The sequence below is a fragment of the Shewanella sp. 1180_01 genome, assembly GCF_052850535.1.
In genome coordinates, this window is sequence record NZ_VXCT01000017.1 from 60,753 (window position 1) to 83,300 (window position 22,548).

Genomic DNA, 22,548 nt, shown 5'->3' on the forward strand with positions numbered 1-22,548 from the left:
TACGTGTTTTAATGGTCTCATACATTAGCGCGTTAACAAAAGGGTGAGCTAAATATCAGTTGTTAAATCCGTTGCTCAATCAGAGGTTATTAGCCTCTTAGTCTGTCGCTATGCTTAGCCTGACTTGAATTAAGACCGGATAGTCCCCATTTAGTTTACACAGATAGTCAGATAAACCTGAGGTCGGTATGTTTTTCATTATATTTTTACTCTTTGTGCTGATCCCAGTAATAGAGCTGTCGGTGCTGATCCGTGTGGGTGAAGTGCTTGGCACTTGGACTACCATAGGTTTAGTGCTGTTTACCGCCGTGCTCGGGGTCTCTTTGGTTCGCAGCCAAGGTTTAAGCACCTTAATGCAAGTACAGCAAAAACTCGCTCGCGGTGAAGCGCCGGGGCAAGAAATCGTCGAAGGCATGATGTTAGCCATGGCGGGTATTTTACTCGTGATCCCCGGTTTTGTGACCGATGCCATTGGCCTATTATTGCTGACGCCATTCACCCGTCGTCCCATTGCTGCCTTGCTGTTCAAGCGTATGCAGTTGCGGGTTGTGGCGGGGTTACAGGGCGGAATGCACGGTGGCTTTCAAGCGGGCCAAAGTCCCTTTGGGCCTAAGCCGCAGGACCCATTTGGCCAAGCGCCGTTTGATCATAGCGTGAAGAAAGACGGTAATGTGTTTGAGGGCGACTTCGAACATAAAGTCGATCCGAGTGATATCAAGCCCGCGAGCCATCAGCTGCCTGATAAAGATCAGAATAAAGAACAAGGTAACACGCAGGATAAAGATCCTAAGCCTTAGTCTGTTATGGTTTAGTGCGTTTGATACACACCTTTATTCACTTTAACTTTCTACCTCAAACTTGCTTCAATCCCAGCGGCCATCATCATTAATTTGAGCTGCGCCGCTGGTGTATTTCATCAGCTCGCAATAGTCATTCACTTAGCAATAAAAGTACTATTTTTCGCTCCACGAGATTGAATAAGATCTGTTTAAATCATAATTCGATACCCAAGAGAAAAAGCAATGTCAGTACTATTGTCCATATTGAGTAGATTTTCGACTATAGCAAACTCAATTGCACTGTTATCTAGATAATATCTATAGCCTAGAAATACTTCGTGTGAAGCCTTTGAGAAGTCATTATCTGTATTTAGTAAGCCATCATAATGATGCAATTCAATAAGCCAACCATGACGTCCCATCAAAAATTCATAACCTAAAGATAACATTAATGCATGATCTTTATAGTCTGCTCCGGAGAGGCTTTCATTATTTTGTCTAAAACTAATGCCAGCTGTGGAGTACAAGCTATGCATTCCAGTGGTATAGCTATAATTCAGCTGTAATGCTTGTTCAAACCGATTATCTACAAATGGGCCTGAATTAACATAGTTGTAATATAAGCTGCCACCAATTGATAGCCCATAATTATTTTCATTAATTAGCTGGTACTCTAAATAAAAACTTATGGCATTATTGAGCGTGTCACCAGAAATATCAGGTTGATATATACCATTTTTTGAATATATTTCATTTTGATTCTTGGTTGTATTATCACGGCCATTTTGACCTATGCCAAAGGCATCATGAAACCAGATAGTGACTGAGTCAAGGTGGTTATCTCCACTAAAACTCCAGTTGTAATGACTATCCAGCATCCATTTTTCTGTCAATTGCCACCTGATCCCACCATTGAGAGAATTCTGGTAATAGTCAGCATAATATTCATCAGTTTCAGCCCATACACTTGCAGCCGTCGCAGAACCGTATAGCTCTTTTTTCCCCTCAGGCAGTGCAAACCCAGAACGTAGCATAGGGGTTAGACTAGCCGCCTGCATGGGTGACTGAGCATACACACTGAGTGGACCATAATGGCTATAATTAATATTTTCTGCGAAAGTATTTGGTAAAAAAAGTACCGCGTAAATTAGATGTGCCTTAATAGTCACAAATAACATTTTCTTTGCATATCTCATCTGGGAGCTCTTTTTAACTAATATAGATTAAAGGCAACGCTTATTGAAAAGACATTTATCAGCTATACATAACTGATGTTTAAATTGATAATAAGTTTTTACTTGGCAGTTTAAAATTACTAAATTCAAACTACAAAAACACATACCATAGGAGTACGAGTGCAAGCCAGAATGTTCTGCCGATAAACGGAATTAAAGATAGTATGAGCAAAGCGCTGATAATTCCCAGTAATACTGTTGGTTTTCTTATTGGAAGAATCCTATCAAAACGTAATTTCATGATGCTTCTCAAATGTTAATTGCAACAAAATAGTAACATCATTTTGTCGTAAACTATGAGGGTGGTATTTAAGATGGCATGGCAAATTAATAATCGGCTATAAATATACCTTTGTTATTTATTCGTGTAAATGTGCGTAATTGATTATTACTCCATATTACTCGTGTAAATATGGAACTGATAGTTCATGTTTTAATGAATACATTTTTTCTTGGCTGTGTTATTTGCCATCATTAATTAAAGCCTTGCATTAATATGCCAAATTTAGTTATTCAAACGATATTGTTTTCAGTTTTTCTTAAAGGGCAATAATGACCAGTCAGCCACTAACAGAGTGACTGACCGGCCGCGCCGGGAAGCGTTTTTGGATCAATTGCGGAGCTAAAAAGTTGAGTTTTATTTGTTAGGTGACTCACCTCCTATCGCTGTCGCTTTAATATTGAATACTAGGCTGTACATCACTGGCAGTACTATGAGTGTTAACAGTGACGCAAAACCGAGACCGAAAATAATCGTTATCGCCATTGAACCGAAAAAGGCGTCTGAGATCAGTGGGATCATCCCGAGCATAGTGGTTATCGCTGCCATCATGACGGGGCGCACACGGCTGACACAGGAGTCGACCAAGGCGAAATAAGCGGGTTTGCCTTCACTGAGTTCGAGGTTGATTTGATCGACCAAGACGATACCGTTTTTAATCACCATACCCGACAAACTCAGCAGGCCGAGTAGCGCCATAAAGCTGAAAGGGGCGTCGAATAACAAGAGTCCCGCAGATACCCCAATCAGGGCCAAGGGCACAGTAAACCAGATCACTAAGGGCTGGCGCACTGAGTTGAACAGGAATACTGTGATTAAAAACATCGCCAGATAACCCATGGGAATCGAGCTAAATACCGCGGTTTGCGCTTCGCCTGCGGTTTCAAATTCACCGCCCCATTCCAAGTGATAACCTGCGGGTAGGCTGATCGCTTCGACCTTGTCTTTCACTTTACGCAGTACAGAGTCGGCGGTTTCATCACTGCCAAGTTTAGGATCGGCCATCACAGCGAGCATACGCATACGATCTCGGCGCATCACCAGCGGGTTTTCCCACTCAGTGTTAAAGCTACTCACCACTTGGGTGGCAGGCACAAAGGTGTTGTGTTCGCTACTCCAAATTTGCAACTTCCATAGGCTGTCGGCTTGCAAACGTTCTTCGGCGGGCGCTCTGGCGACGATGGGCAACAAGTGGCTGGTTTCTCGGTATAAACCAATTTGCTTACCGCTAAAGTTAACCAATAGGGCATTGTCGAGATCTTGCTTACTGATCCCCGTTTCCCGCGCTTGGGCATTTTCCAGTTGCGGACGGATCAAGGGCACTTGATTACGCCAGTTGTGACGTATGCCATCCATGCTCGGTTCGGCGTGGAAAATGGCCTCGGCTTGGGCGCCTAAAGCGCGCAGCACTTCAGGATTGTCACCGTAGAAGCGTGCCTCAATTTTGGCTGCGGGCGATGGGCCGTTTTCCATATTTTTTAAGCGATATTGTGCCTGTGGGAAACGTTGATTTAACAAGGTTTCTAACTCTGGCATATAGGCTTTAACGGCGGCTAGATCTTGCATTTCGACGATCAACTGGGCAAAGGCGGGATAGCCTTTTTCTGGCTGATAGGGCAGGACGAAACGCTGCGAGCCTTGGCCGATAACGCTGGTTAAGTGTTTCAACCCAATATCTTTTTGCTCGTTCTGTTGCAGTAACTGGCGCTCAATATCGGCAGTAAAACGTTCGGTCGCCTTAATGTCCGTGCCTTCTGGCATCCAGATATCCACAAAGAAAATCGGCGTGTTAGAGGCAGGGAAGAACACATTCTTGATATGACCAAAGCCCACTACAGCGCTGAACAGCATGGCTATAACCAGCAGAATACTCACTAATCTAAAGCGCAGCGCTAGGGTTAAACTTGCGCGATATAAGCTGAAGAACCAGCCCTTGTAAGGGTCTTGGGCTTCTTCGTCGCTCGGCGCATCCTTAAATAACAGATGGCAGAAGAACGGCGTTAAGGTGATGGCGGTGATCCAACTGATAAACAGCGAAATCATCAACACTTGGAATAAAGAACGGCAGAATTCACCGGCGGCATTTTGCGATAAGCCAATGGGCGCAAAGGCAATAATGGCAATGACAGTCGCGCCCAATAGCGGCCACTGGATTTGAGCCACAATTTGCTTCGCCGCTTCGAGACGGGTTTTACCACGGCGCAGGCCAATCAAAATACCTTCGGTGACCACAATCGCGTTATCGACCAACATGCCGAGGGCGATAATGAGTGCGCCGAGGGAGATGAGTTGCAGCTCAATCCCCAGCACTTTCATCACGATAAAGGTACCCAAAATCGTTAGCAGTAAGATCAGGCCCATCAACATGCCTGAGCGCAGCCCCATAAACAGCAGGAGCACGGCGATCACGATAGCAATGGATTCTAATAAGTTGATTAAGAAGCCGTTAACTGTCTCATCGACCGCCTGACTCTGGTTGTAAACCGTCGCTAAATTCATGCCGATTGGGCGTTGGGATTCAAGCTCGGCTAAACGGTCACTAACCTTTTGTCCGACTTCGACCACGTTCACGCCGCTAGAGAAAGAAATCCCCAGTGATAACGCCGCTTCGCCCTTATTGTGGTAAAGCACATTCGGGGTTTCGTCGTAATCCTTTTCAATATTAGCAATGTCGCCAAGGTAAATTAGCTCAGTGCTACCCGGTGGGCTGACAATCAAGCGCGCCAGATCCTGCACATTGCTAAATTCGCCCGTGGGATGAATGCGGATACGGTTATCACCAATCACTAAACTGCCCGCGTTGGAGACCACGTTTTGATTGTTCACTAAACCATAGATATAGCTTTGATCTAATCCCAGTGCCGACAGCTTTTGCTGGGAGATTTCAATCACGACTTGCTCGGTGACGCTGCCTGCAACCGAGACCTTTTTAACCCCGGGCACGAGTACGAGTTCGCGGCGCAGATAGTCGGCGTAATTGCTTAACTCGCGGTTGCTGTAATCAGGCCCAGAGAGATTAAATAAAATGCCATACACATCGCCAAAGTCGTCCATCACCTGCGGCGCGGTTGTACCCGGAGGCAAGTTGCCCGCCGTGTCGTTGACCTTACGACGCACTTCATCCCACACCTGTGGCAGGGTGGTTTTGTCGTAGCTTTCTTTAATCTCGATTTGGATTTGTGACAGGCCCGCACTGTTAATCGAGGTCACATGCTTAATGGCATCGAGCTGCTGGAGGGCATCTTCGAGCGGCAGCGTGACTTCTTCTTCAACTTGTTCAGGTGATGCGCCGGGATAAGCCGTGATCACTAGGGCTTCTTTAATGGTGAATTCGGGGAATTCTAATTGCCCCAAACCAGTAAAACTCACGCCGCCACCCACGAGTAGCAGCAACACAAACATCCAACTGATGACTTTGTGACGTATCGAATATTCTGCAATGTTCATCAATTACACCCCACGCTCCAAGGGGGTGGTTGTTTGTTGAGTTTAGTGCATTGATTTAAATGTGTTTTATTGTTTTTTCGCTCAGTGAAATTTAATGCGTTTCTTACGTGTTTTTAGCCCGAAAATGGTTCGAAAACACCTCATGAATGCCACCTTACTGAACGAGGAAAACCTATGCCGAGTATTAAACTGCAACAGTCAATGATTGATAATTTACCCACACCACAGAAAATAACGGTGTTTTACGATAAATATTTTCCCGCTTTTTTTATGCGAGCCTATCCCTCTGGTATTCGGTGTTATTACGTTCGCTTCCAGTATCAAGGCTTGCGGCAACTTCATGTTATCGGCAATGCAAATGATATCACGCTTGATGATGCGCGACTTGAGGCAAGAAAGCAGATAGATGCGTTACGTTATGGGGTGGTGCGTGAACCTGCGCCCTCTCTTACGCTCTGTGCGTTCGCAGAAGAGTTTTTTCCAAGATATGCCCGTCATTGGAAGCCCTCAACATTACTCAATAGCCAGCGTGGTTTTACGCGGCATATCGCCCCTGTGTTGGGTGATGTTCCGCTTGCAGCGTTGACACGACAACACATAGAACAGTGGTTTGATGGTATGCATGCCTCGAAAGGTATGGCTAATCGCTTGTTGCCGTTGTTGTCGGTAATGATGCAGCAAGCCGAAGTATATGAGTATCGTCCAGCGCAAAGTAACCCTTGCAAAGGCTTTAAGCGGTATAAGTCTACGCACAGTGAGCGTTATTTATCTGAGGAAGAACTCAAGCGGCTATGGTTGGCTTTAGATAGCCATGAAAAAGCGTCACCCGTTGCGGTGATGGTCTTACGGTTACTCATCTTAACGGGTTGTCGCTGTAACGAAGTGTGCTCCGTCAAATGGGCTGATTATCGGCAAGGGCATTGGTATTTGCCTGACAGTAAAACAGGCGCGAAAACGGTGTTTCTGTCTTCCTTTGCGCGGGAGTTGCTGAGTGATTGGCCGCAAGTCAGCGAGTATCTTTTTTGGCATCAATCACCTTCACAGCCGTTTACCCCTGCTTGTTTAGACCGATTTTGGCGGCCATTGCGCCAGACTATTCATCTTAATGATGTTCGCATTCATGACTTACGCCACACCTACGCCAGTATCGCAGTAAAGCACAATATCAACATCCTCACGATTGGCCGCTTATTAGGGCATGCCTTGCCTGAAACAACCTTAAAGTACACACACCTTGCTAAACGTGATGTTCAACAGGCGGCAAATGTTGTTTCTCAACTCATTGCAGGGGAGATGCAACGATGAAAACAGTGAAATTAACACAAGTGTTTATTCGGTCATTAGCCCGTCAAACACGCGCCTATACCATTCAAGACAGTCTCTGTCATGGCCTTGGCGTTAAAGTGATGCCCGATAAACCGATGCAGTACGTTATTAGCCGCCTTATTGATAATCGGACACGCACACGCATTCTTGCGCCTGTTAGTGCGCTAACGGTTAAAGCGGCACGGGAGAAAGCCACAGGACAACTTCAAGCATGGCGAGAGGAGAACACTCAACCGAGCATGAGTGCTTCCCCCCGTTTTGACGTGTTTGTTGAACAAACATGGAAGCCGATGATTTTTGAACACTGGAAACCCAGTACAAAACGGTCAGTCTTACCCGCGCTGAATAGACGCTTGTTAGCTCATTTTGGCCGTTACCCGTTGCACATGATTAACCATAGGATGGTGCAAGCATGGTTTGATGAAATAAGTAAAACGCGCAAAGGTGCCGCTAACCGTAACCTTGATACATTGCAATCAGTCTTCAAGTTAGCATTGAGGCAGGGGCATTGCCTGACGAACCCCTGCATTGGTATTCGGCAAAACAAAAGACGGGTATTAAATCGCTTTTTGAGTGTTGCTGAAATGCAGCGTTTATCTGTGGCGCTTGATGAATGTGAAAAGGTCGGCGGCAGTATTGCTCAATGTGCTGATATTTTGCGGCTGTTACTGCTAACAGGTTGCCGATTATCGGAAATCACTTTTTTAAAAGGGGAGTACGTTCGCGGCAATGAATTGCATTTGCCCGACAGTAAAACGGGGGCAAAAGTGCTTTATATTGGTCAAGCCGCAGTTGACATATTAAGTCGCTATCACAGTAAGGCCAATACAGAACTTTTCCCGATGAAACAAGGCGCTTCCACTACGTTGGTACAGTCGCTGTGGCTAAGATTGCGAAAACAGATAGGGATTGAAGATGTCAGATTGCACGATTTACGGCATACCTTTGCAAGTTATGCTGTTATGGACGGATGTAGTATTCCGATGGTGGCCTCTTTACTTGGGCATAAAAAAGTCACAATGACGTTACGATATACCCATGTTGGGGATGATAGCGTAGAGCAAGCCGCCGAGATTATCGGGACTGTCTTCAAAGACATTTTTGCTCAGTCTGAACCCCTAAAGCCCTTAATACCCCAAACTAATCAGGCTCCCACGCCAGCCGTAAAAGTAAAGCAAAAGCGTCTGCCAGAAAGAAAACCAACGGCGAAACCAAAGCCTAAAGCGGTGAAGACAGTGAAGCAGGTTAAACCATTACAGACACCGGCCTCTTTGACTAAAGAGGAGCTTCGCGCGATACAACGATTTAGGGATCGTGAACTATTCTTGTAGAGTTAAACGCTGTTGGGGGTATAAAGTAAACCAATTTTTGTCCAAAACCGTGTTAGTGAATCAGACTTGCCTAGTCTGATTCATGTCCTGAACACCGTCTTTTTGCGTTAGCTTTGGGCTAACGCGTTTTTGCCCCTTTATGTGTTATCTTCAGTAATTTGTCCTATGCAGCACTGACCTCTTTGTAATACTTTTTCTCATTTGTCTGAAGGGAAGGATGCCGTCTAGCGACAGCCTCTAAGTTCAGCAGTGTTTGCACTTTTATACAGTATTATTGGTTTTGTGCGGTTAATCTCGAAATTTTGCGGAATCAGTTCACGGTTTGCTATTGAGCGAAAAGGAAAAGAGGAGTAAATTCAGTTAGATGAAGGTGTGCACTCATGAAAAGTTCAGATAACCGGAAAGCAAAGTGTGCGACTAAGTTTTGTCCGAGCGTGTATTGGATGCTATTTAGCCATAAATGTATCAATGATTTGTATTAATGAGGTTTATAGTGTCGATGCCTGTGCACGCTTTTTCGAGAGGACTTGGCAAAACGCGCAAGTCGTATATCAAATGTTAGCTGCAAAGGAGAAATCAGCATGGGATTACATGTTCACAATTTAGGGAATCTGCCAGCTGACGCTGAGAGAGAATATTTCGTTTACATGCTAGATTATGGCTGGCATGAGCCACTAGCAGAAGCAATGCGCTCGAACTTTACAAACATGGCTAGATTAGCGTCAAAATCAAAATCGGTAGTTGTAGCAGGCTTAGAACCTATTCACTTTGAAAATGAAGTCTTTTCATACCATGGAATTAATGGTGAGGATGGTGAAAAAATTCTTCCTGCGCTTATGATCACGACACTTCATCCAAGATATTTCAAGGAAAACAATCACGGCTGGAGAGAAAGCGGCGAAATTAAAGATAAGTTGTTGTTAATACCTCTGAAGAAATGCTGTAAAACAACGAGCGATGTTGTTTCCCTAATCCACAAGATTTTCCAAGATATTGAAGATAAGAAAGAGCTGATGGACTTTGACGTTCAGAAAGTGATAAAGAAAAAGACGGGCTGGCGAGCTGCGGCAGATGCTGTAATTTTGGAACCAAATATAAGTGGTATTGGTATAAATTTAAAGAAGTTGCTTGGGTTCAGCAGCTAACAAGCAACTGCAAACGACACATTTTACTACGCCGTTTTTGTGCATGTGTCGCAAGCTCCAATTATTGAACAAAAACGCTACATAAAATGACCGCCTGAGTTGGCCGTTATGAACCTACTTCGGTGTGGAGTATCAACGGAATGAATAGATTTAAGTCTCTTTTTAGAAAGTTCAGCATATTGGTAGCGCTAACTTCTCTCAGCTCGACCGCTCTTGCTGATACATTCACTATTGAAGATGAATTTGATGGTTGTGAACACGGCAAGGCTTACCCATTAACCAATGGTCAGTTTTTTGTTTGCGAAGAATACCAATACTTTTACGAATACCGCCCGAGAGTTATCGCAGTAGACAACAAAGTTATTGTAGTTGGAAACGAAGAGGTATCTGGAAGAATCGTAGATGGGAAAATATTTACCACTCAGATTGATGGCGAGTGGGAAGGTTGTGACTTTGATAGCCATAAATTAATGAACGGGTGGGTATTACAGTGCAATTCATATTTCTATGAGTATGCCTATATGCCTTCGGTAGAGATCATGATCATTGAAGATACGCTAACTGTTAAAGTGAATGGCCAGATAAGAGATGGAATTAATGTATTCAAATGACATCAACCAGAACCTTTTGGAGAAAGCCCTAATTGAACGTGATACCAGTTCATAATCGGGTATGGAGGTATCTAGCCTCCAGCCCCACACCACCCTGCATATGGCTCCACACAGGGCAGTTCAATTAGAACGGTTAACCTACACTCTCTGGTTAGCTTCTTGTTTCGAGAGTGAACTACGATCCATCCACCTCTTAGTGAACATAAACCTGCTTTCTTAAGATAGTCATTAGTAATAATAATGCGAAGAGCGAGTTTTAGAGTTTAAACACTAACAAGCTTTTGTCCAAAAATGTGTTAGCGGTGATCATGCAAACACATTTTTTTGATATGTTAAAGGTAATCAGATTTTATTATCCACGCACATTTTCAAGCCTAAGCCATTCAGCGATGTCATTTGCGATTGGCTAATGCTTCGCTAATTATTAGCAAGCTCAAGGAGATTTTATGGGAAATGTCATCTTAGATGTTCTTCTATCTTAAATTTAATTGCGTAAAATCACTTTTTTACACAACAACTCTCTTTCTAAAATCCTGTAAGCTTATGATATTATTTAATTTAGTATATAATTAGTGTTTAAGAAAATTAACGCACAAATGCCACCTTGGCATGTCCTATATTCACCACACTTTACGCCGCTAAAAAATCCAGTATTTTTTGGGGAAAAATTGCCACCTTAAGAGATTTTTTGTCTTTAAATTTGGTTGCGGGAAACTACTTTTTTGCACAGCTTTTATTATTTATTAATGTTTTATGTGTTTGATATAATTGGTTTAATTATAACTATTTATCTGTAAAAAATTAACGCAAAAATGCCACCTTAGATAGTTTTGCATTGTCCACACTTCACGCCACTAAAAAATCTCACGTTTTTGCCGAAAATGACACAAAAATGCCACCTTGAAGGGTGTTTTTGCCCGAAAATTGGTTGCGTGGGACTACTTTTTTACACAACCCCAGCCCCTTCAAAGGGTTCTAAGTTACTGATATACTTACCCTGAGCGGAAATAACTGAACACGTAAAATTAATGCAAAAATGCCACCTTGGCACGTCCTATATTCTCCACACCCCACGCTGCCAGCGTAGTGGTTTGACTTTCATGCCAGCGGATAATTGAGACACCCCAGCGCTCACGATAAGATCGCCCTTGTTGATACCCGTTAAAATCTCAACACCTTGGTTACTCACGCGTCCTAGGGTCACCATAGTGGGTTTGACTTCACCCGATTGGGTTTGATAAACCCACACTTGCACTTGGCCATCTTGATCGCGTTTATCGATGGCGGTCGCGGGCACTATGCTGGATGCAAGGGCACTTGGATCTTTAACTAAGGCTAAGGTTAACTCGGCGCTCATCCCAGGAAGTAATTGAATATCTTGAGGTTGAGGCAATGAAAACACCACTTCATAGGCTTGAGTGCCCGGGGTGACTTGGGTGGAGTATTCTTTAAACTTGGCGTCGAAACTCTGCTCGGGAAAGGCGCTAAAACGCACCTTAGCGGTAAAGTGAGCTTGATCGGTATATTGCTTCAACCCCGCCGCCATCGCCTCGGGTACTTGAATACTCACATCGAGCAAGTTGTTGTTTTGCAGTGTTAACACCCCTTGATTGGCCTGCACGATTTGGTGGTTATCCACTAAACGTTTAGCAATCGTGCCGCTAAAGGGCGCGGTTAAGCGGGTGTAACTCAGCTGATCGCGTGCTGCCGCAAGGGCGGCCTTGGCCGATTTGAGTTGCGCTTGCGTGCTATCAAACTCAGATTGTGAAATCAGCTTACGATTAAGCAGCTCGACCTTACGTTTAAAGTCGGCAGCTAACAGTTCGTGCTCGGCCTCACGGGTCATTAAATTATTTTTGGCATCCCTGTCGTCAAGCTGGGCGAGCAGGCTACCTTGAGCGACTCTTTGGCCTTCGACTAATGTCAGTTCGGTTAATTGCCCTGAAATACGGAACGACAATTCGGCGCGGCTATTGGCGGCAACGCGGGCAGGAAAGGTTCTAAAATCTCCAGCTTCTACGTTGAGCACTTCAAACAGTTTAACCGGACGGACAGTGTCCACTTGTACTGAACTTTCAGCAGGCGAACAACCACTGAGCAGGGCTGGAAGCAGCATTGCCAGTGGCAAGAGTCGATATGATTTCATGGTGGCGATTTCCTAGTTAACAAGTTGTCAGCATTTCTGGGCGCGAAGATACCAGTTAAAGTAGTTGCAATAAACGGGATACTTTGGGGCTATCAGTCCCACATAATGAGATTGAACTTAAGGTCAAAATGAAGACAGAGGACTTAGCGTTATTCCACCGAATTGCTGAAACCGGTAGTTTGATTGAAGCGGCTGATTTACTTAACTTGCCAAAATCGACTGTCAGTCGGCGTTTGCAAGCCTTGGAAGATGAGCTGAATATTAAATTGTTCCCGATCCACAGCATGAAAATCTTGATGCAAGCCATTTTCCGCTTTATGGATATGCACCCTAAACTCACCTTAGAAGTCATCAGCAGTTCAGAATCTGTTGATATGGTGAAACATAATCTCGATGTGGCCTTTGTGGTTGAGCCTGCGTTGGATACCTTAGATTTAGTGGTGCGGCCAATTTTTACCACTGACTTACGTTTTTACGCCAGTCCGCAATATTTAGCGGTACACGGCATACCTAAAACACCGAAAGAGATTGAAGCGCATAATGTGTCTATGTTCCGTTTATCCAACGGCAAAATTTTTAATGAGTTATTTATCGGTTCAGAACAAGAGGTGAGAGTCAGAGGCAATTTCTGCTCTAACAGTATTGAAGTGGCGGTTGAGTTTGGATTGCAAGGACGCGGTATCGTGTATGCGCCTGCTGAAGTCGTGGATGAATATGTGCAAACCGGTGAGCTAGTGACGCTGTTACCTGAAATCCAGCCCCACCAAGGCGAGTGTTTCTTAGCTTATCCATCAAGACGTTACGTGAGTTTAGCCTGTCGACGCTTTATCGACTACATAATGCAAGAGTTAGTGCCAAATGGCGTGCCGATCAACATGAGCGAGCAAGGCCCACGTCGATCCTGCAAAGCCTCTACGGGAGCGTTTTCAGACGACGTGTTGCGCTTTCCCGTTAAAAAATCAAGCTAGTTTACCCCTCGCGAATGGCGCTGGCGGTCGTGACCTTTGTCGGTTCACAGATCCGCTGCGCCAGCCAGTAACAGGCAATTCCCATCAAAATATTGGTCACAGGTAGCGCCAGCAGCAGGCCTTTAACGTCACCTATATAGGATCCTAAAGCCGCCAGCGGCAGCATAAGTAGCACTAAGCGGCACAGGTTGATCACCAGTGAACTCATAGGTCTGTGATAGGCATTGAGCGAGGTCGCCACAATAATCACTATGCCTAAAGGCCCGTAGGCGCAGGGCAACACTAAGATGTAAAAACTCAACCACTCGATCACCAGCGGATCGGTACTGAACAAGTGCGCGATAGGTTCAGCCAAAAAGATCAGTGGAATATAAAGTATGGTTTGGAAGATAAAGATAAATTTTATCGATAGCAGCAGAGCTTCTTTCGCCCTTTGTGGCTGGCCTGCACCTAAGTTCTGCGCGATAAAGGGCATTAAGCTCGACGATAGCGCCATCACCACGATTAATAGCACTGACTCTAAGCGAGTACCGGCACCAAAGGCTGCCACTGCGCTGTGGTCGATATGCGCCAACATGGCCATGATAATGGCATTGGCTAACGGATTGATTAAATTCATTAAAGCAGCGGGTTGGGCTATATGGGCAAGTTTAGTCCAGTTGGCGCGCATTCTGTCGATGTCAAACACTGTCCATTCGAGCATTCTGCGCCTGACAATCAACAAATATCCCGACAAAGATAACGCCACTAACCAAGCGAACAAGGTCGCAATTGCGGCGCCTTGGATTTCTAAGCGCGGAAACGGCCCAATACCGAAGATCAACAACGGATCGAGGATAAGATTGATGATTGCCGCCAGCGCCATAATCATCGCAGGCGAGCGGGTATCGCCAGTGGAACGTAAGCCCTGATTGCCCACCATCAACAACACCAGCAGCGGCGCACCGACATACCAGTAAATCATATAGTCGTGGATCAGCGGCAAGCTGTCATCGTTTGCCCCGAGTAAGCGAAACAGTGGCTCGATAAAAATGCTACCCAGAGCGGCTAAACTGGCAATCAAGCCAAAGGTCAGTAATAAGGCATCATGCAAGAATACTTTGGCCTTGTGGGCATTACCCGAGCCAATTAGTCGGCCTAAATTGGTCGAGACTCCAGCGCCAATACCAATGGCGATGCTCGAGATCACTAAGGTCACCGGAAAGGTAAAACTGATGGCGGCTAAGGCTTCGGTGCCCAATTGGCTGATAAAAAAAGTGTCAGCGAGGCTGAAACCTAGAATGGTCATAATGCCAATTAAGTTGGGGAGGCTCATGTTGAGCAGTACACGACCAATTGGCGCTGTTAGCAGCCCGTGTCTGTCTTTCATGGAAAAATAGTGCCTTGTTAGCGAGCGGAGGCGAGATTCTAGCAGGATTGTGCGGACTTGAAAAAACCGACATCAAAAAATTGAAGTTTTTTTTATAAATGCCCTTGGATCTCGCCACTATCAGCCCCATATCTCAGACAGCAAAAGAGCAGACTCAGGTGTCTGTTTTTTTAATCACAAATAGGCTCGATTGTAGGGCATCAAATCATTAGGAGAGTTCATAGATGAATATTCGTCCATTACATGACCGCGTAATCGTTAAGCGTCTAGAAGTTGAATCAACATCAGCGGGTGGCATAGTACTGACCGGTAGCGCCGCTGAAAAATCAACTCGCGGTGAAATCCTTGCTGTGGGCAATGGCCGTATCTTAGAAAATGGCACAGTTAAACCACTGGATGTCAAAGTGGGTGACGTGGTGATCTTCAATGAAGGTTACGGCGTTAAGAAAGAAAAAATCGACGGACAAGAAGTTTTGATCCTGTCGGAAGCTGACCTGATGGCAGTAGTGGGTTAATCCTCAGCATCAATTCGACATTCCAATTAATCATTAAAAATTTAAAGGATAATCAAGATGGCAGCTAAAGAAGTTGTATTTGGTAATGACGCTCGCGTAAGAATGCTGGCTGGCGTAAATATTCTAGCGAACGCAGTAAAAGTGACCTTAGGCCCTAAAGGCCGTAACGTGGTATTAGACAAGAGCTTCGGCTCACCCCTGATCACTAAAGACGGTGTTTCTGTTGCCAAAGAAATCGAGTTAGAAGACAAATTCGAAAACATGGGCGCGCAAATGGTGAAAGAAGTTGCTTCTAAAGCCAACGACGCCGCCGGTGATGGTACTACTACTGCAACTGTACTGGCTCAAGCCATTGTAGTTGAAGGCTTAAAAGCCGTTGCAGCCGGTATGAACCCAATGGATCTGAAGCGCGGTATCGACAAAGCCGTTATCGCTGCTGTTGCTGAATTAAAAGCCTTATCACAACCTTGTGCAGATTCAAAAGCGATTGCGCAAGTTGCGACTATCTCTGCAAACTCTGACGAATCTATCGGCGAAATCATCGCTACTGCGATGGAAAAAGTCGGCAAAGAAGGCGTGATCACAGTTGAAGAAGGCCAAGCGTTAGAAAACGAATTGGACGTAGTAGAAGGTATGCAGTTTGACCGTGGCTACCTGTCTCCATACTTCATCAACAAGCCAGAAACCGGCAGCGTTGAGTTAGACCACCCATTCGTACTGTTAGTAGACAAGAAAATCTCTAACATTCGCGAACTGTTACCTATCCTTGAAGGTCTGGCAAAAACCGGTAAGCCATTGCTTATCGTTGCTGAAGATGTTGAAGGCGAAGCATTAGCAACCTTAGTTGTGAACAATATGCGCGGTATCGTGAAAGTGGCTGCCGTTAAAGCACCTGGCTTCGGCGATCGTCGTAAGGCAATGCTCCAAGACGTAGCAATCCTGACTGGCGGTACTGTTATTGCTGAAGAAATCGGCCTAGAGCTTGAAAAAGCAACGTTGGAAGATTTAGGTACAGCTAAGCGTGTTGTGATCACTAAAGACAACACTACCATCATCGATGGTAACGGCGAGCAAACACAAATTGCTGCTCGTGTAAGCCAAATCAAACAACAAGTTGAAGAATCAACGTCTGACTACGACAAAGAAAAACTGCAAGAGCGTATGGCTAAACTAGCTGGCGGCGTAGCAGTCATCAAAGTTGGCGCAGCGACTGAAGTTGAAATGAAAGAGAAAAAAGCCCGCGTTGAAGATGCTCTGCATGCAACTCGCGCTGCGGTAGAAGAAGGCGTGGTTCCTGGCGGCGGTGTTGCTCTGGTTCGCGTAGCTTCTAAGATCGCTGAAGTCGAAGTATTAAACGAAGACCAAAAACACGGTGTGGTTATCGCACTGCGTGCAATGGAAGCGCCACTGCGTCAAATCGCTACTAACGCGGGTGAAGAAGCGTCAGTTGTTGCTAACACAGTGAAGAACGGCAGCGGTAACTTCGGTTACAACGCCGGTAACGACACTTACGGTGACATGTTAGAAATGGGTATCCTTGACCCAACTAAAGTGACCCGTTGTGCATTGCAATTCGCTGCGTCAATCGCAGGTCTGATGATCACTACAGAAGCTATGGTTGCTGAAATTCCACAAAACTCTGCGCCAGATATGGGCGGAATGGGTGGGATGGGCGGAATGGGCGGCATGATGTAATTATTGCCCATGACATAACTGTCATATAAAACAATAAGTTAAGGCTACCGTGTTGACGCTAATGTTGACCCCTACGGTAGCCTTTTTGTTTGTGGGTGGCAAGTAGAAGCAGTCATCAATGCTGAAAGCTCAAGGCTCCAATTGATTAGTAAATACTATGACTATATCTAGGGGGGTATGCTTGGGGTATCTTGATGGTCTTACGATTGCGTCATCCCCTTACTCGTAAAAAAAACGTGTGATTGAAACTTTGTACTTTTCAATTTACTTTAATTGGTTAATTAATTGACGATGTCGTTTAACCTAAAATTTGCGAGTGTTAAATGTATTTCTACAAATTTAGAACATTGAATAAAAATTCTTTAAGTGGTTTAGCCAATAGAGAGCTATGGTTCGATAAATTGATCAATCAAAATGACCCATTTGAAGGCGGTTGTATAATTGATTCAAGCTTAAGTACAAGTCTTCAACTTTATGCACAATCCCAGATAGGTCTTAATCACATTACTCATAATACAGATCTCTTTAAATTAACTAGTGTTCATCATCCCGAAAAACTATCTCCAACAGAGTTACTTGTTGAATTTGGTAAAAGGTGTGCTAGTGATTTAATCCAAAGGATTCGAGAAGAAAGTCTTATCTGTAGTTTTTCCTATTTCGATGAAGGTGATATTGATGACCCATTATTTAATACACACATGTGGGGGCACTACTCTGACGGGTTGAGAGGGTTTTGCCTTGTTTTTGATGAAGAATCACTCTCAGAGGATATCTTTAATAATAGTGGGAAATTGGCTAAAGGTTTTCATGTCGAATACCAGAATAGACCTAAAAGCATTAACATTAGCGAATTACTTAAAGTTGATAATAGTGTTTTAAAACTTTCAAATGAACTTGAAGGGGCTAACCTAGTTGCAAGGATTTCAACAACAAAATCTGAAGATTGGGCACGAGAAAAGGAAGTAAGGTTTATTTCATTTTCGAAAAATCACTTACTAAACTTCAAGCAAACATCTTTGCTAAAAATAGTAATCGGTGAAAAATGAGTAAACCAGACCGTGAACTACTGCTTAGTATTGTCAAACTTAAATACCCTAATGTTGAAATTTTGATAATGAAGAGACAATATAACAGCTATCGTTTAGTCACACAGCCAATGTAGTCTACGAATTGATAAACCTGTTGTGTACACCCTAAGTTCTCCCAAGGTGTACACACGTGTACAGTTAATTGTAAATCACCTGTAGGCCCCATTGTGTAAGGGTTTTGGCTCCCAATGTGATTTTAAAAACCATCACTTTCAATGTCATCAACACCAAATGATTCATCACCTTTTACTGACCCTACTTGCTCTAGCCATTTACCTCGTTGAGATATTTTGACACCTAAATCAGTACCCCTAACAGCCTTTCTTAAGCCTTCCCTAAAGAAATCTTCACCGTATCTCTCAACTAGGCGGCTCATATCATTAGCAGCATTCTTTATCTGAGTACGTTCCCATTCGTCACCATCTTCATCTGGAGTTGTATCTTTACCGTTAAAAACATCAGCAAGCGGCCTAGCTTTAGGGAACCCTTTGGAATCCCAAGCACTGTTTGGCAATAGATATTTTTGCTCAAGTCCCTCTTTAAGCTGTTCAATAAAGTCATTTAGGTTGATTAACTCACCACCAGCAAAACTAGCAAGTGCTTCCTTACAGGCCTTAAGTCCATGTGCTATATGGCTCGCATGGCCCTGACTGCAGCCTACTTTATTTCTAATTTGTGAGACAGTTAGGTCAAACTCACCATTCACAATCAACGTTCTAAACTTAGATTGGTATTCTTCATCTTTAGTGACACCCACACCATGAGCTTGGTTGGCCTCCTGTGCAGCAGAAAAAGCCTCTTTGTAGGTGCGGTTCTTAATGACTAAAGCATCAATCATTAGGTCTGAATCAGGGTTCTCTTTAAGGTACTTCAAGCAAGCACTCGTTCGATGAAAGCCATCAACCACTATGTAAATATCGTTAACTACAAATACTCTAATAGGCTGTTTAATGGGGACACCGTTACGGAGGTCTTCAAGTATCGCTTTGTCTTGTGCTTCTTGCTTGATCTCTTGGGCTGACCGTAGTCGTTTGTCTTTGATTAATTCAACATCGCGAGCTTGCATTGCTGGGTCAAGCGTAAGGGTTCTAGGGTCTAACTTGGTAAATCTACTATCTTGCGTATACTGATTCATTAAGTCTTCTCTAAGGCTGCTAAAGCCCTTTGTACGGTTGATAGTGATACACCCACTTCATTGGCTATCTTCCTTAATGAAACACCTTGTGAGCGTAGCTCAGCGATCTGCTGGTGGTTCGTTTCATTAGTAGGCCTACCTTTGTATTTACCAGCAGACTTAGCCTTCTCAATGCCTTCCTGACGCCTTTCATGAATCATTGCTAACTCAAACTGAGCAACAGCCCCAAGCATGTTAAGCATTAACTCAGACATATGGTCACTGCCACCAGCATTGAAGCTAAGGCCTTCCTTATGGAATTTGACGCTAACCCCATTCTCATTCCATTCATTGACCAATTGTTTCAAGTCAACCAAGTTACGAGCTAGACGGTCAATGCTATGGACATGGATAGTGTCACCATCACGAGCATAGTCTTTAAGCTGAGTTAGGGCAGGACGTATGGTAGAGCCACCACTGCATTTATCAGTGAAGGTCTTATTAAAAGGGATGCTCGCATTGGCAAGCTGACGGTCAGTGTTCTGGTCTACAGAAGAGACTCGAAGGTAAGCGATGTGTGCCACGAGGTGTATCCGTTTGGTTCTAAGAGGTCACGGAGAATAGTATACCTATTATTGAAATTCAACCCTAATGGGTACTGTTCGATCACAGTTTGACCATACCTGTATGGGTATACCTAATGGGTACAATTAGTTGGGATTAAATTATTGAAGCTAACTTGGTTAAATAAATTGATAGCCGTTAGGGTGACACTTCTTAGCCTTCAACCCACTACCACATAGGCAAGGCACATTTCTTTGGTTACCTTTTAAGTTGCATTTTGGTTGGAATGAACTTCTTCTATTAATCTCAGTATTGAGTCTATTTGGTTTTCCAACTCTGAGACCTTCTGATCAGTATCTCGGTTTAACTGCTCAGTTTCAAACTTAAGCTTGTCTAATTCGTGCTGCTTTTGTTGAATCGAAACAGATTCCGCTTGTATTACATTTGACTCCCTAGTTAATTCGTTAGCCTCTCTTTGCCCAAAAGATGAAGAGATAGTGAAGACTAGAGTTAATAGTAATACTAGAGCTTCTATTACTCTTGCTAGCTCATGAGCTGATAAAGAGCGAATGTAGCTCTTGAACTTAGTGAACCTCGGATCTAATTCACTCAAGGCATCAGCAAGTTCGTCTGAGGTATACTCGTCATTAGCAGCTTCAGTCACCTGTTCTTGGAACTCTCTGAGGCGTACTATATTATCAAAGTTACGGATTTCGTTGATTAACTCACGCAGTTGAAATTTACCCAGCGAGTCAATATGCCAATCTTGCTGAGCAGCCCAAGCTCCACAGCGTTCGCAAGGGACTTTAGTGCCACTTACTGAAATGTTTCGTGAGTTACCGCCTACGAATATAGGATTTCTGCTGAGGAACGTATGTCCACATCTTCGGTTTGTACATTTAGTTACCAAAAGATCTGCAGCTTGGTTTTGCTCAGCCAGTACCGTCATTCTTAACACACCTTGTCTACTATAATTCCATACTGCCACCTTAAAGGTATTCTCTCAACAATTATAATATAGCAAACACTTCTTCTTTCTCGTTACATATAACAGACTACAAGTTGCTATTAGTATATTCCGGCACGGTTATGCTTTTGTTTAATTCCCCATGAGTTTCACAAACATTGAGTGTGATACAAAGCCTCAAAGGTTTCCATCACCTCAGAGGCTTTATCTGTTTGAATTATCTTACGACAACCAATCCCTATGAATTATATGTGCTGCTTTCTCCACGGCTTCTTTTAGGCGATGTAGCTCATCTGCCTTGGCATAGTAACCATATGACATGGTTTTACCGCCTTTATGGCCTACGATGAAAGCTGCTTTGAGCTCGTCTATGCCTGCTCGAGCAAATGCAGTAATCATATGTACACGGAAACTGTGGAACTTCTTGGTCTTGTCTTTTGTGAGTGTTGTCTTAAAGCGGCTAAAGTCACGGCTCGCTTTCTTACCCTCTAAACCAAACAGTAATGAGCTAGGCTCAAGGTTTGCCAATCGTTCACGTATTTCACTAACTAGCGCATCACAGATAGGTACCGTACGTTCCGCTGCGTTTGACTTTCCTTTTCTGACATAGAAAGCGATTAAGTCATCCTCCATATGTATGTCTTTAGCCGTTAGAGCGCAGATTTCACCTATACGCATTCCAGTATACAGCCCAGTTTTTACTATCAGGCGCATGTTGTCTGGTTGAGACTCAGACCATTGCATAATCTGTTTGATTTCGTGAGCGCTGAACAACTGGGTCTTCTCTATTTTATGCTCTTTGTAAAATGCTAAGTCGTGGTCAGAGAAAGGACAAGGTATCTGGTCAATCAATCCTACCTGCCATGAATGCTTAAACACACTACGTAAGCGGCTCAGGTGGCCTGATACAGTGCTAACGCTGTAATCTATGATTGTGTGCTCTATGTAGTTGAGAACGTCACGACGGTGGATAGCTGCAAGCTCAATATCGAACTGACCACAGTATTTTAAGAACCTGTCTGTAGTTGATTTAATCTTTGATATCGTATCAGTATTTCTGCGCGAGTTACGTTCAAGCCATGAGTGTAGTGCTTCTCGTAAAGTAGGTCTATAACCTTCAGGAATCGTACCTGTCTCAACTGAATGTGAGGCCGCTAATTGAGCCTTAGGGAAGGCTTCAGTATCTAGAATATCTTGAGTCGATAATTGATAGTATGCCTCGCCACGATTGCCTCTGGCTTCCTGTTTGGCTTCTTTAAGTGTATCAACGAAGGCTAAGAAAGCACCTCTTTCATTACTGAATGTAGACTCTTTTTGTGCAGCAATCTCACCCACAATTCGATCTCTACGGATGCGAGCTGTTTTAATACAAGATGTACCAAGTGTACGGGTGATGTATGTCTTATAAGGGTAGAGGTGTGCTAACGCTTTGGGGACTCTCATATTAAACTGATAAGTGTCCTTACCTTTCTTTTTAACGATGTACTTGTCTTGCAATGTATACCCCTTTGTTGACCACAATGTTGACCCCTATGATACCTGAAAGCCTTTATTTCAGAGATATCTAGGTGTTCAAGCTGATTTGGGCGGCATGATGTGATCCTAGCTGGTTAAAATCGTTTATAGCGGCGTTACTTTGTTACTCGTGTAGAAAAACACTACACGTCGCAACAAAAAGCCTTGCTCTAAAACGGTTTTTCCTGCGCTAGATTAGCAAAACATCTGCGGTCTTTAGCTTAATCGCTTAAACCTAAATTCTTGTAAGAGAAAAATGAAAACCCCGACTCGGGTAACTGAGTCGGGTTTTTGTTTTTGGCGCTGCTGCGCCAGAGAGTTTGATGTTATCTCGGCTGATATAGATGCTGCGAATGGACTACCGCAGCGCTATAAGGTTCAGTATTTCCTAATTGCCTGCCGCAGGCTCTTACACTGTTACACCAGTGACACGCCGTAGATACTTCCCTGTAG

18 protein-coding genes are annotated in these 22,548 nt (G+C 44.0%); 9 read left to right on the plus strand and 9 right to left on the minus strand.

Translation table 11 applies throughout. From position 1 onward, the window contains the following. Positions 1-188: 188 nt before the first annotated feature. The gene (locus FW758_RS11305; protein ID WP_446445423.1) at positions 189-797 is read left to right on the plus strand and encodes an FxsA family protein; all 609 of its coding nucleotides are present in this window, start codon (positions 189-191) and stop codon (positions 795-797) included. Between the two features lie 191 nt (positions 798-988). Here FW758_RS11305 and FW758_RS11310 read toward each other — a convergent pair whose 3' ends face one another. Then, a complete protein-coding gene (locus FW758_RS11310) occupies positions 989-1,975 on the minus strand; it encodes a DUF3187 family protein (protein WP_347097148.1) in 987 nt (328 codons plus the stop codon). Between the two features lie 676 nt (positions 1,976-2,651). Next, positions 2,652-5,741, minus strand: a complete 3,090-nt coding sequence (locus FW758_RS11315) for an efflux RND transporter permease subunit (RefSeq protein ID WP_446445424.1) — start codon at positions 5,739-5,741, stop codon at positions 2,652-2,654. Between the two features lie 174 nt (positions 5,742-5,915). On the opposite strand from FW758_RS11315, the gene FW758_RS11320 reads away from it, so the two are divergent. From FW758_RS11320 to FW758_RS11335, 4 genes are all read left to right on the plus strand, one after another. Further along, a complete protein-coding gene (locus tag FW758_RS11320; protein ID WP_446445425.1) occupies positions 5,916-7,046 on the plus strand; it encodes a tyrosine-type recombinase/integrase in 1,131 nt (376 codons plus the stop codon). After that, a complete protein-coding gene (locus FW758_RS11325) occupies positions 7,043-8,398 on the plus strand; it encodes a tyrosine-type recombinase/integrase (protein ID WP_446445426.1) in 1,356 nt (451 codons plus the stop codon). Before FW758_RS11320 ends, FW758_RS11325 begins: the two co-directional genes overlap by 4 nt. A gap of 581 nt (positions 8,399-8,979) precedes the next feature. Continuing rightward, positions 8,980-9,543: a hypothetical protein gene (locus FW758_RS11330; RefSeq protein WP_446445427.1), complete on the plus strand. Its 564-nt coding sequence runs from the start codon at positions 8,980-8,982 to the stop codon at positions 9,541-9,543. 140 nt (positions 9,544-9,683) lie between these two features. Further along, positions 9,684-10,154: a hypothetical protein gene (locus FW758_RS11335; protein ID WP_446445428.1), complete on the plus strand. Its 471-nt coding sequence runs from the start codon at positions 9,684-9,686 to the stop codon at positions 10,152-10,154. 1,054 nt (positions 10,155-11,208) lie between these two features. On the opposite strand, the gene FW758_RS11340 is transcribed toward FW758_RS11335, so the two are convergent. Continuing rightward, positions 11,209-12,300, minus strand: coding sequence for an efflux RND transporter periplasmic adaptor subunit (locus tag FW758_RS11340; RefSeq protein ID WP_446445429.1), 1,092 nt, complete (start codon positions 12,298-12,300; stop codon positions 11,209-11,211). 128 nt (positions 12,301-12,428) lie between these two features. On the opposite strand from FW758_RS11340, the gene FW758_RS11345 reads away from it, so the two are divergent. Beyond that, positions 12,429-13,268 (plus strand): LysR family transcriptional regulator, encoded by an 840-nt coding sequence (locus FW758_RS11345; RefSeq protein ID WP_446445430.1) that lies wholly within the window; start codon positions 12,429-12,431, stop codon positions 13,266-13,268. Position 13,269: 1 nt separating this feature from the next. Here FW758_RS11345 and FW758_RS11350 read toward each other — a convergent pair whose 3' ends face one another. Further along, complete coding sequence (locus tag FW758_RS11350; RefSeq protein ID WP_446445431.1) at positions 13,270-14,637, minus strand: MATE family efflux transporter; 1,368 nt, start codon at positions 14,635-14,637, stop codon at positions 13,270-13,272. A gap of 224 nt (positions 14,638-14,861) precedes the next feature. On the opposite strand from FW758_RS11350, the gene FW758_RS11355 reads away from it, so the two are divergent. The 3 genes from FW758_RS11355 to FW758_RS11365 all read left to right on the plus strand — a co-directional run bounded on the left by FW758_RS11355 (position 14,862) and on the right by FW758_RS11365 (position 17,893). Then, on the plus strand, positions 14,862-15,152 hold the full coding sequence (locus FW758_RS11355) for a co-chaperone GroES (protein WP_006086113.1): 291 nt from the start codon (positions 14,862-14,864) through the stop codon (positions 15,150-15,152). Positions 15,153-15,209: 57 nt separating this feature from the next. After that, complete coding sequence (gene groL, locus FW758_RS11360; RefSeq protein WP_012196636.1) at positions 15,210-16,847, plus strand: chaperonin GroEL; 1,638 nt, start codon at positions 15,210-15,212, stop codon at positions 16,845-16,847. Positions 16,848-17,170: 323 nt separating this feature from the next. Next, positions 17,171-17,893, plus strand: a complete 723-nt coding sequence (locus FW758_RS11365; protein ID WP_446445432.1) for a DUF2971 domain-containing protein — start codon at positions 17,171-17,173, stop codon at positions 17,891-17,893. A 238-nt stretch (positions 17,894-18,131) separates the two neighbouring features. Here FW758_RS11365 and FW758_RS11370 read toward each other — a convergent pair whose 3' ends face one another. The 5 genes from FW758_RS11370 to FW758_RS11390 form a co-directional block, all read right to left on the minus strand. Continuing rightward, positions 18,132-19,070, minus strand: a complete 939-nt coding sequence (locus tag FW758_RS11370) for a hypothetical protein (protein ID WP_446445433.1) — start codon at positions 19,068-19,070, stop codon at positions 18,132-18,134. Continuing rightward, on the minus strand, positions 19,070-19,633 hold the full coding sequence (locus FW758_RS11375; protein ID WP_446445434.1) for a recombinase family protein: 564 nt from the start codon (positions 19,631-19,633) through the stop codon (positions 19,070-19,072). Before FW758_RS11375 ends, FW758_RS11370 begins: the two co-directional genes overlap by 1 nt. Positions 19,634-19,792: 159 nt before the next feature. Beyond that, positions 19,793-19,918 carry an SEC-C metal-binding domain-containing protein gene (locus tag FW758_RS11380; RefSeq protein WP_446445438.1) on the minus strand — a complete coding sequence of 42 codons (126 nt, stop codon included), beginning with the start codon at positions 19,916-19,918 and terminating at the stop codon, positions 19,793-19,795. Beyond that, entirely contained in the window at positions 19,879-20,562 is a 684-nt protein-coding gene (locus FW758_RS11385) for a hypothetical protein (RefSeq protein ID WP_446445435.1), read from the minus strand. Before FW758_RS11385 ends, FW758_RS11380 begins: the two co-directional genes overlap by 40 nt. 240 nt (positions 20,563-20,802) lie before the next feature. Further along, the gene (locus tag FW758_RS11390; protein ID WP_446445436.1) at positions 20,803-22,077 is read right to left on the minus strand and encodes a tyrosine-type recombinase/integrase; all 1,275 of its coding nucleotides are present in this window, start codon (positions 22,075-22,077) and stop codon (positions 20,803-20,805) included. Positions 22,078-22,548: the final 471 nt, after the last annotated feature.

Bases quoted from the DNA above. Each gene is read 5' to 3' on its own strand.
- FW758_RS11340 (WP_446445429.1), bottom strand. From the start codon at position 12,300: ATGAAATCATATCGACTCTTGCCACTGGCAATGCTGCTTCCAGCCCTG.
- FW758_RS11310 (WP_347097148.1), bottom strand. From the start codon at position 1,975: ATGAGATATGCAAAGAAAATGTTATTTGTGACTATTAAGGCACATCTA.
- FW758_RS11325 (WP_446445426.1), top strand. From the start codon at position 7,043: ATGAAAACAGTGAAATTAACACAAGTGTTTATTCGGTCATTAGCCCGT.
- FW758_RS11370 (WP_446445433.1), bottom strand. From the start codon at position 19,070: ATGAATCAGTATACGCAAGATAGTAGATTTACCAAGTTAGACCCTAGA.
- FW758_RS11330 (WP_446445427.1), top strand. From the start codon at position 8,980: ATGGGATTACATGTTCACAATTTAGGGAATCTGCCAGCTGACGCTGAG.
- FW758_RS11335 (WP_446445428.1), top strand. From the start codon at position 9,684: ATGAATAGATTTAAGTCTCTTTTTAGAAAGTTCAGCATATTGGTAGCG.
- FW758_RS11355 (WP_006086113.1), top strand. From the start codon at position 14,862: ATGAATATTCGTCCATTACATGACCGCGTAATCGTTAAGCGTCTAGAA.
- FW758_RS11315 (WP_446445424.1), bottom strand. From the start codon at position 5,741: ATGAACATTGCAGAATATTCGATACGTCACAAAGTCATCAGTTGGATG.
- FW758_RS11350 (WP_446445431.1), bottom strand. From the start codon at position 14,637: ATGAAAGACAGACACGGGCTGCTAACAGCGCCAATTGGTCGTGTACTG.
- FW758_RS11345 (WP_446445430.1), top strand. From the start codon at position 12,429: ATGAAGACAGAGGACTTAGCGTTATTCCACCGAATTGCTGAAACCGGT.
- FW758_RS11365 (WP_446445432.1), top strand. From the start codon at position 17,171: ATGTATTTCTACAAATTTAGAACATTGAATAAAAATTCTTTAAGTGGT.
- groL (WP_012196636.1), top strand. From the start codon at position 15,210: ATGGCAGCTAAAGAAGTTGTATTTGGTAATGACGCTCGCGTAAGAATG.
- FW758_RS11320 (WP_446445425.1), top strand. From the start codon at position 5,916: ATGCCGAGTATTAAACTGCAACAGTCAATGATTGATAATTTACCCACA.
- FW758_RS11385 (WP_446445435.1), bottom strand. From the start codon at position 20,562: ATGACGGTACTGGCTGAGCAAAACCAAGCTGCAGATCTTTTGGTAACT.
- FW758_RS11305 (WP_446445423.1), top strand. From the start codon at position 189: ATGTTTTTCATTATATTTTTACTCTTTGTGCTGATCCCAGTAATAGAG.